The sequence below is a fragment of the Rhodococcus sp. DMF-1 genome (assembly GCF_021441945.1).
In the GTDB taxonomy this organism is placed as follows: domain Bacteria; phylum Actinomycetota; class Actinomycetes; order Mycobacteriales; family Mycobacteriaceae; genus Rhodococcus; species Rhodococcus ruber.
In genome coordinates, this window is record NZ_CP090442.1 from 1,590,339 (window position 1) to 1,603,016 (window position 12,678).

Genomic DNA, 12,678 nt, shown 5'->3' on the forward strand with positions numbered 1-12,678 from the left:
CGCTACATCGCTCCCGTCGCCAGCAGTCCACCGTCCACCCGCACAGTCTCCCCGGTGATCCACCCGGCCGCATCCGAGACGAGGAAGGCGACCAGTTCGGCGACGTCGGCGGGGGTGCCGAGCCGGCGCATGGGGTACCGGGCGGCGGCGCTGTCCTCGCCGTCGGCGACGAGTGCGGCCGCGAACTTCGTCTTCACCACCCCGGGCGCCACCGCGTTGACGCGCACGCCCGGGCCGAGCTGCCAGGCCAGCTCCTCGGTCAGCCGGATCAGCGCCGCCTTCGAAGCCCCGTACGCGGCGATCACCCCGGTCGACCGCAGGCCCGCCACGCTCGCGATGTTGACCACGGACCCGCCGTGCTCACCCATCCATGCGCGGTAGGCCTGCTGCACGAATCCCAGCGCGGCGACGACGTTGACGTCGAAGATCTTGCGGACGGCGTCGAGGTCGGCGTCCATCAGCGCCCCGAAGACGGGGTTGATGCCGGTGTTGTTGATCAGGATGTCCAGGGTGCCGAGCTCGGTGACGGTGCGCCGCACCGCCTCGGCGCGGGCCTCGGCGTCCCCGGCGTTGCCGGGCAGCTCGAGCACCCGTCCGCGGTGACCGAGGGCGCGCAGCTCGCCGGCGGCCTCGGCGAGCGGCTCGGCCTTGCGGGCCGTGAGGGCCACGTTCGCGCCGCGGGCGAGCAGCGCCGCGGCGATCGCCTTGCCGATCCCGCGGCTCGCTCCGGTCACCAGTGCCGTCCGGCCCGTCAGGTCCGAGCCGGCGGGATATAGGGGGGAAGTCGTCATGCCGGGGAACGTAGCGCATCTCACGTCGGGAGTCGGCGCTGCGGACGGTAAAATGAATGGTTCGTGCGCCTGCCCCTGCGGCATCATCGGCAACCGATCCGAAACATCCCTGAGGAGTCCCACGCGTGATCACCGCCACCGATCTGGAAGTCCGCGCCGGCGTGCGGACGCTGCTCTCGGCGCCGGGACCGGCGCTGCGGGTGCAGCCGGGCGACCGGATCGGGTTGGTCGGACGCAACGGCGCCGGCAAGACCACCACCCTGCGCATCCTCGCGGGGGAGGGGGAGCCGTACGCGGGTGCCGTCGTCCGCTCCGGTGACCTGGGGTACCTGCCGCAGGACCCCCGCGAGGGCAACCTCGACGTGCTCGCCAAGGACCGCGTGCTCTCCGCCCGCGGCCTCGACGAGATCCTGCGGGCGATGGAGAAGCAGCAGGCCGTCATGGCCGAGGCCGTCGACGAGAACGTCCGCGACCGGGCGGTGCGCAAGTACGGGTCGCTCGAGGAACGCTTCTCGGCCCTCGGCGGGTACGAGGCCGAATCCGAGGCGGCCCGCATCTGCACCAGCCTCGGCCTGCCGGACCGGGTGCTGGGCCAGCCGCTGCGCACCCTGTCGGGCGGCCAGCGCCGCCGCGTCGAACTGGCCCGCATCCTGTTCGCCGCCTCCGACGGTTCCGGAAAGTCCGCCACCACCCTGCTGCTCGACGAGCCCACCAACCACCTCGACGCCGACTCGATCACCTGGTTGCGCGGATTCCTGCAGAACCACGACGGCGGGCTGGTCGTCATCAGCCACGACGTGGACCTGCTCGCCGACGTCGTGAACAAGGTGTGGTTCCTCGACGCGGTGCGCGGTGAGGCCGACATCTACAACATGGGCTGGAAGAAGTACCTCGACGCGCGGGCCACCGACGAGGCGCGCCGTCGCCGCGAACGTGCCAACGCCGAGAAGAAGGCGTCCGCGTTGCGTCAACAGGCGGCCAAGCTCGGCGCGAAGGCCACCAAGGCCGTCGCCGCGCAGAACATGGCCAAGCGCGCCGACAAGCTGCTCGCCGAACTCGACGAGGTGCGGGTGGCCGACAAGGTGGCCAAGATCCGGTTCCCGGACCCGGCGCCGTGCGGCAAGACCCCGCTCACCGCCGAGAGCCTGACGAAGGTGTACGGCTCGCTGGAGATCTTCACCGGCGTGGACCTGGCGATCGACCGGGGCAGCCGCGTCGTCGTGCTCGGCCTCAACGGTGCCGGCAAGACCACGCTGCTGCGGCTGCTCGCGGGGGTCGAGACCCCGGACGCGGGCGGGCTGGTGCCCGGACACGGCCTGAAGATCGGATACTTCGCCCAGGAGCACGACACCCTCGACGACGATGCGACAGTGTGGGAGAACATCCGGCACGCGGCACCGGACGCCGGGGAGCAGGACCTGCGGGGGCTGCTCGGGGCGTTCATGTTCACCGGCCCCCAGCTCGACCAGCCCGCCGGGACGCTGTCCGGTGGCGAGAAGACCCGCCTGGCGCTGGCCGGGCTCGTGTCCTCCGCGGCGAACGTGTTGCTGCTCGACGAGCCGACCAACAACCTGGACCCGGTCTCGCGGGAACAGGTGCTCGACGCGCTGCGCAGCTACGCCGGTGCGGTCGTGCTCGTCACCCACGATCCCGGGGCCGCCGAAGCGCTCGATCCGGAGCGCGTCATCCTTCTTCCGGACGGCACCGAGGACCACTGGTCGCAGGAGTACCTGGAGCTGATCCAGCTCGCCTGAGCTTCGACCTGCGCGGCGGGTGCGGGCGCATCTCCGGTGCGGAGCCGGGCGGCCGCTGCGGCCCGGACCTGCGCGATTCCTCCCGGTGCCCCGCGCCGTGAACTAGCCTGGGAGGCGGGGCCTTGCCGAGCCGACGGGAGGATCCGATGGCACGCAAATCCGAGCACGCCGGGAGCGTACTGACCAAGGGCACACGGGTCACGGGGGAATCGCGTGACCGTCTGCAGGCAGAACTGAAACGCCGCTACGAGGCCGGGGCGAGCATTCGGACGCTGGCGCAGGAAACGGGCCGTTCCTACGGGTTCGTGCACAACGTGCTCGTGGAGTCCCACGTCGCGCTGCGCGGCCGGGGCGGACCGAACCGGCGCAGCGCGGCACGCGCCTCGACCTGACCGGGTCAGCCGGCGGCGGTGCGCCGCACGGACTCCTCGACCAGGTCCAGTACCGCCGCCAGCTCGCCGTCGGCGGTGCCCGAGGCAAGCCGTGCGATCAGCCCGTCGAGAACCAGGTCCAGGTAGCTGAGCACGACCTCGGTCGGCACGTCGTCGCGCAGCCGGCCGGCCTCGCGTTGCCGTTCGAGCCGGCCCACCGTCGCCTTGGTCAGCTCCGCGGAGTGCTGGGTCCAGGCCTTCGCGAAGTCCGGGTCGGTGCGCAGGCGCCGCGTGATCTCGAGCCGGGTACCGAGCCAGTCGAACTGCTCGGGTGAGGCGAGCATGTCCCGCATCACCTGCACCAGGCCCTGCTCGGCGGCGACGTCGGCCATCCGCGCGGCGTCTTCCTGTGCCAGGGCCAGGAAGAGGCCGTCCTTGTCCTTGAAGTGATGGAAGATCGCGCCGCGGGACAGTCCCGTGGCGTCCTCCAGGCGGCGCACCGTGGCGCCGTCGTAGCCGAACTCGGCGAAGCACCGGCGGGCGCCGGCGAGGATCTGTCTCCGGCGCGCGGCGAGGTGGTCCTCACTGACCTTGGGCACCGCGAACGTCCTTTCGGGGCGGAGACGGCGGGCCCGAGACGAAGTCGCCCCGAGCCCGCCGCCGGTGCACAGCGTGGTCCGCCCGCGGGTGCGGGCGGCCGATCCGGGGGGTGTCAGCCCCGGATCATGTTGCGCAGCACGTACTGCAGGATGCCGCCGTTGCGGTAGTAGTCCGCCTCGCCGGGGGTGTCGATGCGCACGACCGCGTCGAACTCGACCGTGCTGCCGTCCGCCTTGGTGGCGGTGACGTGCACCGTGCGCGGCGTCGTGCCCTGGTTGAGCTCCTCGATGCCCGCGATGTCGAACACCTCGGTGCCGTCGAGTCCGAGCGACTTCGCCGACTCACCCGCGGGGAACTGCAGCGGGATGACGCCCATGCCGATCAGGTTCGACCGGTGGATGCGCTCGAACGACTCGGTGATGACCGCCTTGACACCGAGCAGGCGGGTGCCCTTGGCGGCCCAGTCGCGGGACGAGCCGGAACCGTACTCCTTGCCGCCCAGGACGACCAGCGGGATGCCGGCCTTCTGGTAGTTCTGCGAGGCGTCGTAGATGAACGCCTGCGGAGCACCGTCCTGCGTGAAGTCGCGGGTGTACCCGCCGGAGACCCCGTCGAGCAGCTGGTTCTGCAGGCGGATGTTCGCGAACGTGCCGCGGATCATCACCTCGTGGTTGCCGCGCCGCGACCCGAGCGAGTTGTAGTCCTTGCGCGCGACCCCGTGGGAGTCGAGGTACTGCGCGGCGGGGGTGCCGGGCTTGATCGGGCCGGCCGGGCTGATGTGGTCGGTGGTGACCGAATCGCCGAGCAGGGCCAGCACGCGGGCACCCTTGATGTCGGAGACCGGAGCCGGATCCATCGTCATGCCGTCGAAGTACGGAGCCTTGCGGACGTAGGTCGAGTTCGCGTCCCACGCGAAGGTGTCGCCCTCCGGGGTCTCCAGGTTCTGCCAGCGGTGATCGCCCTTGAAGACATCGGCGTAGGACTTGCGGAACATGTCCTGGCTGATCGCCGACTTGATGGTGTCGTCGATCTCCTGGGCCGACGGCCAGATGTCCTTCAGGAAGACGTCGTTGCCGTCCTGGTCCTGTCCGAGCGGATCGGTCTCGAAGTCGAAGTCCATCGTGCCCGCCAGGGCGTACGCGATGACGAGCGGCGGGGACGCGAGGTAGTTCATCTTCACGTCGGGGGAGATGCGACCTTCGAAGTTGCGGTTACCGGAGAGCACGGCGGTCACCGACAGGTCGTTGTCGTTGACGGCCTTGGAGATCTCCTCCGGCAGCGGCCCGGTGTTGCCGATGCACGTGGTGCAGCCGTAGCCACCGAGGTAGAACCCGAGCTTCTCGAGGTACGGCCACAGCCCGGCCTTCTCGTAGTAGTCGGAGACGACCTGCGAACCGGGTGCCATGTTGGTCTTGACCCACGGCTTCGACGACAGGCCCTTCTCGACGGCGTTGCGGGCGAGCAGCGCGGCGCCGAGCATCACCGACGGGTTCGAGGTGTTGGTGCACGAGGTGATGCCCGCGACGACGACGGCGCCGTGGTCGAGCACGAACTCGCCACGCTCCTCGGAGACGACCCGCACCGGCTTGGTGGGCCGGCCGTCCGCGCCGTTGGCGGCGGACTGGACGTCGACGGCACCGTCGTCGGCGAAGGACAGCGCGACCGGGTCGGACGCCGGGAAGGACTCCTCGACGGCCTCGTCGAGCTGGGTGTGCTCGACGGGGTGCTGCTCCTCGACGTAGTTGTGGATGTCCTTGCGGAAGGCGGTCTTCGACTCGGTGAGCGGGATGCGGTCCTGCGGGCGCTTCGGGCCGGCGATGGACGGGACCACGGTGCTCAGGTCCAGCTCGAGGTACTCGGAGTAGGCGGGCTCCTTGTCCGCGTCGTGCCACATGCCCTGCTCCTTGGCGTACGCCTCGACGAGCGCGAGCTGCTCGTCGCTGCGGCCGGTCAGGCGCAGGTAGTTGATGGTCTCGCCGTCGATCGGGAAGATCGCGGCGGTGGATCCGAACTCGGGGCTCATGTTGCCCAGGGTGGCGCGGTTGGCCAGCGGCACCTCGGCGACGCCCGCGCCGTAGAACTCGACGAACTTGCCGACGACGCCGTGCTTGCGGAGCATGTCGGTGACCGTGAGGACGACGTCGGTGGCGGTCACGCCCGGCCGGATCTCGCCGGTCAGCTTGAAGCCGACCACGCGCGGGATGAGCATCGAGACCGGCTGGCCGAGCATCGCGGCCTCGGCCTCGATGCCGCCGACGCCCCAGCCGAGCACGCCGAGGCCGTTGACCATCGTGGTGTGCGAGTCGGTGCCGACGCAGGTGTCGGGGTAGGCCTGGCCGTTGCGCACCATCACGGTGGGGGCCAGGTACTCGATGTTGACCTGGTGCACGATGCCCATGCCCGGGGGAACGACCTTGAAGTCGTCGAAGGCGCCCTGGCCCCAGCGCAGGAACTGGTAGCGCTCGCCGTTGCGCTCGTACTCGAGGTCGACGTTGCGCTCGAGGGCGTCGGCCCGGCCGAAGACGTCGAGAATGACCGAGTGGTCGATGACCATGTCGGCGGGGGAGAGCGGGTTGACCTTGTTCGGGTCGCCGCCGAGGGTGGTGACGGCCTCACGCATGGTGGCGAGGTCGACCACGCAGGGCACGCCGGTGAAGTCCTGCATGATCACCCGGGCGGGAGTGAACTGGATCTCGACGCTCGGCTCGGCCGACGGATCCCAGTTCGCGAGGGCGCGGATGTGATCGGCGGTGATGTTCGCACCGTCTTCGGTGCGCAGCAGGTTCTCGGCGAGAACCTTCAGTGCATAGGGCAGCTTCTCGGTGCCGGGAACGGCCGAGAGGCGGAAGATCTCGTACGAGTTCTCTCCGACCTCCAGCGTCCCCTTGGCGCCGAACGAATCAATACTGGTGCTCACGTCAGCTCCACTCGTCGATGAGGCTCGCCGCCGACGGGGCTGTGTCGACGGCCGAAGCGAGGCTCCGCAGCCGGGCCGGGCCGCAGAACAGGGCCGGACGGCGTCGGAGGCGTCTCGCGGCAAGTCTAACAGTACGCTTGTCCTGTGAAGCGGTGGGACGGAACCGCCGATCCGGCGTCCGGCCGCCGCGATCGCCTCGTCGCGTAGGGTACGAACGGCGCCGCACGAGCGGTGGCCGTCGAGTACCACGGAGAGAGATGTCTGCGCCCCTGCCACGTGTCCTGACGCCGTCGGCCACCGACCTCCCGCCGGGCGTCTCGCTCGAGCAGGTCCTCGCCGAGCTCGCCGACGACCAGGTCTCGGCACCCCCGGAGCGCGTCGACGATCTCGTCGCCGTCGTCGAACGCGCGCAGCAGCACGGGATCGACCTGAGCATCGTCGTGCTCGACCGCGATCCGCGTCTCGATTCGCAGCTGCGCGACCTCGCCACGGACGTCGCCGGCGAGGACGGCGGCACCGTGCTCGTGCTCAGCCCCGGCTGGGTGGGCGCGCACAGCGACAGCATCGATCGGGTGGTTCTCGAGTCCGCGCAGGACCGTACCTACACCGGCGACCCGGTCGTCTCGGCGTCGAATTTCGTCGACGCTCTCACCGAGCCCGCGCCGCCCTGGACGTTGCTCACGGTGCTGCTGCTGCTCGCGGTCGCGGGCGCGGCCGGGGCCACGTATCTCGCCAAGGCGGTCCGTCGCCGTCACGACACCGACACGACGACGGCGGCCGCCGACCGGATCCCGCGCTGACGCGACGGAGAATTTTCGCCCCCGACTGTGGCCGTCGTCACAGCTCAGGCCGTTGACACAGGTCTCAGTACGCTTCCGTCTTCTGTGACTGGAGTTTCCTCGGGGTGCGAAGTGTCGTACGGTGCACTTGGCGCTCTTGGGGAAGGGGTGTCACACATACCCGGTGCCGGGTTGCGGTGCGAACCGTGAATCGACGCCGGGCCGTCGAGCGGTGCAACCGCGGCCTCGTCCGCGGTGGATCGCTGCTGCACCGACCCCTTTCCCGGTTGCGCTCGGGTGCGTCCCGCCGGCGCGACCGAGGGAGGGCGATGTGAGGCGTAGCGGAATACGGCAGGCGATGTCCCGGCAGTCGTCGCGGACGCCCCGAAGACGCCGGTTGCCCCGCACGGCGCGGCTGGTCCTCGGCATCGGCCTGGCCGCCTCGCTGATCGCCGGCACTGCCGCGTCCGCCGGGGCGGTCCCGCCCCCGCCACCCAATCCGAGCGATGCCGATCTCGCGGCCGCCGGGGGTGCCGTCGCCGCCGGGCTGGACCAGGTGGGCGGTCTCATCCTCCGCATCGCCGCAGCCGACCAGCACCTCGCCGAACTCGAGAACCAGGTGGCGATCAAACGGGAGAACGTCAACCGCGCCCTGGTCGACCTGCAGTCCGCCCGCGACGCCGCCGACGCCGCCGCCCACGCCGTCACCCTGTCGCAGCAGGCGCTGAAGGACGCGGGCACCCGGATCCGGCAGGCCCAGCAGGACTTCGACGCCTTCGCCCGCGACAGCTACGTCCAGGGCACCAATGTCGCCTCGCTCGCCTCGTTCATCGGCTCCACCGGGCCCGACGATCTGCTCGACCGCGCCCAGATCATGCGTCTGCTCTCCGCGGGCCGCACCGCCGTCCTCGACGCGCTCGAACGTGCCCGCACCGAGCAGGCCAACCGGGACTCGCGAGCGCGCGCCAGCAAGCAGGAAGCGGACGCCGCCGCCGCGGCGGCGGAGGAACGTCGTGCCGCCGCCGAGGCCGCCATCAGCGAGGCGCGCACCGCGCTGGCCGCGCAGACGGCCGAGAAGCAACGCATCGAACAGGACCGCGCACAGGCGCAGGCCGAACTCGACCGGGCCCGCGGCACCGTCACCGGACTCGAGGGTCAGCGCGCGCAGTATGCGGAGTGGGATCGGCAGCGGCAGGCCGAGGAGGCCGCGACGGCGGCGGCCGAGGCTGCCGCGCGGCAGGCGGCGGCCGACGCCGCCCGGCGCGTCGCCGCCGACGCCGACGCCAATGCCCGCGCGGCCGAGTTGGCCAACGGGCAGCGCCCCCACACCCAGATCGACGGCTACGTGCGGCCCCAGGCCGCGGCCGCCGACTCCGGCGAGTCCGAGGTCGGGTTCGAGTCGCCGCTGCCGCCGACCTCCGGCACGACCCGGCCTGGGCGCGCCACGTCCGGGCAGGACGGATCGGACGCCGACGAATCCGGTGTCGACGAATCCGGTGCCGACGAATCCGGCGCGGACGGGTCGGGTACGGGCGGGTCCGATACCGATGGTGCGGGCACCGACGGCTCGGGCACCGACGATTCGGGCAGCGACGGCTCGGGCAGCGATGGTGCGGGCACCGACGGCTCGGGCACCGGCGGCTCGGGCGACTCGTCGACCGACGGCAGCGACGAGTCCGGCTCCGAGGACGCGACGAGTCCCGACCGCGCCGACCCGGTGGTGGAGGAGGACACCACCACCACTCCGCCCACCCGCAGCCGGCCCCGGACCAGCCCCGAGCGGGGCTCGACCCTCACCGGCGCGGCCGCCGTCGAGACGGTGATCGACCGGGCGATGTCCCAGATCGGGGTGCCTTACGCGTGGGGCGGTGGCGACGAGAACGGTCCGACCCTCGGCATCCGCGACGGCGGCGTCGCGGACAGCTACGGCGACTACAACAAGGTCGGCTTCGACTGCTCCGGGCTGATGATCTACGCGTTCGCCGGGATCGGGATCTCGCTGCCGCACTACACCGGCTACCAGTACACCGCCGGCGAGCAGGTGCCGTCGGCTCAGATGCGCCGCGGCGACATGATCTTCTACGGCCCGAACGCCAGCCAGCACGTGGGCCTGTACCTGGGCGACGGGCAGATGATCGAAGCCCCGCAGTCGGGTTCGCACGTGAAGATCTCACCGGTACGCTGGGACGGCATGACCCCGTACGTGGTACGGATGGTGTCCTGACACACTGCTCCCACCCGGCCGGAGGAGGCTCGTCCGACACCGGTGACCGCGGGCACCGACTCGGCGACGGCGCCGACGTCCGCCACCTGGAATAGTGGTGTGGGTAGGTGACTTCCAGCAGCAACGAGGCGAAAGCGGTGGATTCTTGGTGACCTCACGCGAGGGTGGCACGTCGGGCACGGCAACGTCGGACGCGAAGACCGCCGCGTCCGCCCCGACCGGGGAGGCGGGCCGCACGTCGGACCAGGCACACGATGTGCGGCTGCTCGAACAGGCCATCTACGAGGTCAAACGGGTGATCGTCGGTCAGGACCGGCTCGTCGAGCGGATGCTCGTCGGCGTCCTCGCCCGCGGCCATGTGCTGCTCGAGGGAGTCCCCGGCGTGGCGAAGACCCTCGCCGTCGAGACGTTCGCCAAGGTCGTCGGCGGATCGTTCTCGCGGGTGCAGTTCACCCCCGACCTCGTGCCGACCGACCTCGTCGGCACCCGCATCTACCGGCAGGGCCGCGAAGCCTTCGACACCGAACTCGGCCCCGTCGTGGCGAACTTCGTGCTCGCCGACGAGATCAACCGTGCCCCGGCGAAGGTGCAGTCCGCCCTGCTCGAGGTGATGGCCGAACGGCACGTCACGATCGGTGGCCGGACCTTCCCCATGCCGGACCCGTTCCTGGTGATGGCCACCCAGAACCCGATCGAGAACGAGGGCGTGTATCCGCTGCCGGAGGCGCAGCGCGACCGGTTCCTGTTCAAGGTCCTCGTCGACTACCCCACGGTGGAGGAGGAACGCGAGATCGTCTACCGCATGGGGGTGGCGGCACCCGAACCCAAGCAGATCCTCGACAGCGACGAGTTGATCCGCCTGCAGCAGGTCGCCAACCGCGTGTTCGTCCACCACGCCCTCGTCGACTACGTGGTGCGGGTCATCTTCGCCACCCGCGCTCCCGGCGAGATCGGTCTCACCGAGGTCGACGGCTGGATCGCCTACGGAGCGTCCCCGCGGGCGACGCTCGGCATCATCTCCGCCGCGCGGGCCCTGGCGCTGCTGCGCGGCCGCGACTACGTCGTGCCCCAGGACGTCGTCGACGTCATCCCGGACGTGCTGCGGCACCGGCTGGTGCTGTCCTACGACGCCCTCGCCGACGACGTCTCGCCCGACCAGATCATCGCCCGCATCCTGCAGACCGTCGGCATGCCGCAGGTGGCCCCGCAGGCCGAACCGCCCGTCCCCGCCCCGGCGCCGGTCGGGGTCGCGGCCGCGCCGGCGGCAGGGATGCCCGGGCCGGAGGCCGGTGCGGGGCAGCGGTGAGCCGACGCCCCCCGGTCACTCCGCCGACCTTCCGTTCCGGCGAGCTGCGTGACCCCGCCCTGACTGCGGCGCTGCGAACCCTCGAGCTGACGGTGCGGCGCCGCCTCGACGGCGTGCTGCACGGCGACCACCTCGGACTCATCCCGGGCCCCGGCTCCGAGCCCGGCGACGCCCGCGAGTACCAGCCCGGCGACGACGTGCGCCAGATGGACTGGTCCGTCACCGCTCGCACCACCCACCCGCACGTGCGGCAGACCGTCGCCGACCGCGAGCTCGAGACGTGGCTGGCGATCGACCTCTCGCCCAGTCTCGACTTCGGCACCGGGGTCTGTGAGAAGCGGGACCTCGCCGTGGCCGCCGCCGCCGCGGTCGGCTACCTCGCCGGCGGCGGCGGCAACCGGATCGGCGCGGTGGTCGGGACGGGGGCGCACACCCGCCGCGTGCCCGCCCGCGGCGGCCAGCTGCACACGCAGGCGATGCTCCGCGCCATCGCGACGACCCCGCACGCCCCCGACGGCACCCGCGGGGACCTGCGCGGCCTGATCGAGTCGCTGCGGCGCCCGCAGCGGCGCCGCGGCCTCGTCGTCGTCGTCAGCGACTTCCTCGGCCCCCTCGACTGGGAACGGTCGCTGCGTGCCCTCTCCGGCCGGCACGACCTGCTCGCGGTGGAAGTCCTCGACCGCCGCGATCTCGAACTCCCCGACCTCGGCGACGTCGTGCTGCACGACCCCGAAACCGGGCGCACCCGCGAGTTCACCACCACCGAGCAGCTGCGCGCCGACTACGCGCGCGCCGCCACCGAACACCGCGACGCCGTCCGCCGGGCGGTCCGCAGCTGCGGCGCCCCCCTGCTGAGCCTGCGCACCGACCGCAACTGGATCGACGACGTGGTCCGGTTCGTCGCCGCCCGCCGCCACAGCTTCGGCGCGCCCGTGAAGGGGGCCCGGTGAGCATCTCCGACTTCACCGCGCCGTGGTGGCTGCTGTTCCTGGCCGTCGTCCTCGCCCTCGCCGCCGGGTACGTGGCGGTGCAGCGCCGCCGCATGCGGCACACGCTGCGGTTCACCAACTTCGAACTGCTCGAGAAGGTGGCGCCGCAGCGGCCCGGCCGCAGCCGGCACGTCCCGGTCGCGTTGCTGCTGGCCGGTCTCGCGTTGCTCACCGTCGCCGCGGCCGGGCCCACCGCCGAACAGCGGGTCCCGCGCAACCGCGCCACCGTCGTCCTGGTGATCGACGTGTCCTTGTCGATGCAGGCCACCGACGTCGAGCCGACCCGTCTGGCCGCCGCGCAGGCGGCCGCCAAGTCCTTCGCCGACGACCTGACACCCGGCATCAATCTCGGCCTGGTGGCGTTCTCCGGCACCGCGTCGGTGCTCGTCTCGCCCACCACCAACCGGGAGGCCACCAAGACCGCGATCGACAACCTGCAGCTGAGCGAACGCACCGCCACCGGCGAGGCGATCTTCACGGCCCTGCAGTCCGTCGACACCCTCGCCGCGGTGCTCGGCGGCGGCGACCAGGCACCCCCGGCCCGGATCGTGCTGCTCTCGGACGGCAAGCAGACCGTCCCGGAGAGCCCCGACGACCCACGCGGGGGATTCACCGCCGCCCGGCAGGCCGCGGACAAGGACGTGCCCGTCTCGACGATCTCCTTCGGCACCGAGTACGGCACCGTCTCGATCGAGAACGAACGCATCCCGGTTCCGGTGGACGACCCGTCCCTCAAGGAGATCGCAAATCTCTCCGGCGGCACCTTCTTCACCGCATCGAACCTGCAGGAACTCGAGGACGCCTACAACACCCTCGAGGAACAGATCGGGTACGAGACCACCCGCGGGGACGCCAGCCGCCCCTGGCTGATCCTCGGCGTCCTCGCCGTCACCGGTGGGGTCGGCGCCGCCCTGCTGCTGCGCCAACGCCTGCCCTGACCTGCGTAG

At 71.4% G+C, this 12,678-nt stretch carries 10 protein-coding genes; 7 read left to right on the forward strand and 3 right to left on the reverse strand.

Features of this window, described 5'->3' with window-relative positions:
- Positions 1-2 precede the first annotated feature (2 nt).
- Positions 3-791, reverse strand: a complete 789-nt coding sequence (locus tag LZP97_RS07445) for an SDR family oxidoreductase (protein ID WP_026138110.1) — start codon at positions 789-791, stop codon at positions 3-5.
- A 125-nt stretch (positions 792-916) separates the two neighbouring features.
- Between LZP97_RS07445 and LZP97_RS07450 the strand changes: the two genes are divergently transcribed.
- Both LZP97_RS07450 and LZP97_RS07455 read left to right on the forward strand, forming a co-directional pair.
- Positions 917-2,545, forward strand: a complete 1,629-nt coding sequence (locus tag LZP97_RS07450) for an ABC-F family ATP-binding cassette domain-containing protein (RefSeq protein WP_010595071.1) — start codon at positions 917-919, stop codon at positions 2,543-2,545.
- 146 nt (positions 2,546-2,691) lie between these two features.
- Positions 2,692-2,937 carry a helix-turn-helix domain-containing protein gene (locus LZP97_RS07455; RefSeq protein ID WP_010595070.1) on the forward strand — a complete coding sequence of 82 codons (246 nt, stop codon included), beginning with the start codon at positions 2,692-2,694 and terminating at the stop codon, positions 2,935-2,937.
- A 5-nt stretch (positions 2,938-2,942) separates the two neighbouring features.
- Here LZP97_RS07455 and LZP97_RS07460 read toward each other — a convergent pair whose 3' ends face one another.
- On the reverse strand, positions 2,943-3,515 hold the full coding sequence (locus LZP97_RS07460) for a TetR/AcrR family transcriptional regulator (protein WP_010595069.1): 573 nt from the start codon (positions 3,513-3,515) through the stop codon (positions 2,943-2,945).
- Between the two features lie 113 nt (positions 3,516-3,628).
- Positions 3,629-6,433, reverse strand: a complete 2,805-nt coding sequence (acnA, locus tag LZP97_RS07465; RefSeq protein WP_010595068.1) for an aconitate hydratase AcnA — start codon at positions 6,431-6,433, stop codon at positions 3,629-3,631.
- Between the two features lie 257 nt (positions 6,434-6,690).
- Between acnA and LZP97_RS07470 the strand changes: the two genes are divergently transcribed.
- The 5 genes from LZP97_RS07470 to LZP97_RS07490 all read left to right on the forward strand — a co-directional run bounded on the left by LZP97_RS07470 (position 6,691) and on the right by LZP97_RS07490 (position 12,669).
- Positions 6,691-7,233 carry an Rv1476 family membrane protein gene (locus LZP97_RS07470; RefSeq protein ID WP_010595067.1) on the forward strand — a complete coding sequence of 181 codons (543 nt, stop codon included), beginning with the start codon at positions 6,691-6,693 and terminating at the stop codon, positions 7,231-7,233.
- 337 nt (positions 7,234-7,570) lie between these two features.
- Positions 7,571-9,436 carry an NlpC/P60 family protein gene (locus LZP97_RS07475; protein ID WP_048773520.1) on the forward strand — a complete coding sequence of 622 codons (1,866 nt, stop codon included), beginning with the start codon at positions 7,571-7,573 and terminating at the stop codon, positions 9,434-9,436.
- A 148-nt stretch (positions 9,437-9,584) separates the two neighbouring features.
- Positions 9,585-10,742, forward strand: coding sequence for an AAA family ATPase (locus LZP97_RS07480; RefSeq protein WP_010595064.1), 1,158 nt, complete (start codon positions 9,585-9,587; stop codon positions 10,740-10,742).
- Positions 10,739-11,692, forward strand: a complete 954-nt coding sequence (locus LZP97_RS07485; RefSeq protein ID WP_010595063.1) for a DUF58 domain-containing protein — start codon at positions 10,739-10,741, stop codon at positions 11,690-11,692. The genes LZP97_RS07480 and LZP97_RS07485 overlap by 4 nt, the downstream gene beginning before the upstream one ends.
- Positions 11,689-12,669 carry a VWA domain-containing protein gene (locus tag LZP97_RS07490; RefSeq protein ID WP_010595062.1) on the forward strand — a complete coding sequence of 327 codons (981 nt, stop codon included), beginning with the start codon at positions 11,689-11,691 and terminating at the stop codon, positions 12,667-12,669. Before LZP97_RS07485 ends, LZP97_RS07490 begins: the two co-directional genes overlap by 4 nt.
- Positions 12,670-12,678: the final 9 nt, after the last annotated feature.

Excerpts from the sequence above, each read along its gene's own strand:
- LZP97_RS07445 (WP_026138110.1), bottom strand. The coding sequence starts at position 791 with ATGACGACTTCCCCCCTATATCCCGCCGGCTCGGACCTGACGGGCCGG.
- LZP97_RS07455 (WP_010595070.1), top strand. The coding sequence starts at position 2,692 with ATGGCACGCAAATCCGAGCACGCCGGGAGCGTACTGACCAAGGGCACA.
- LZP97_RS07470 (WP_010595067.1), top strand. The coding sequence starts at position 6,691 with ATGTCTGCGCCCCTGCCACGTGTCCTGACGCCGTCGGCCACCGACCTC.
- LZP97_RS07475 (WP_048773520.1), top strand. The coding sequence starts at position 7,571 with ATGTCCCGGCAGTCGTCGCGGACGCCCCGAAGACGCCGGTTGCCCCGC.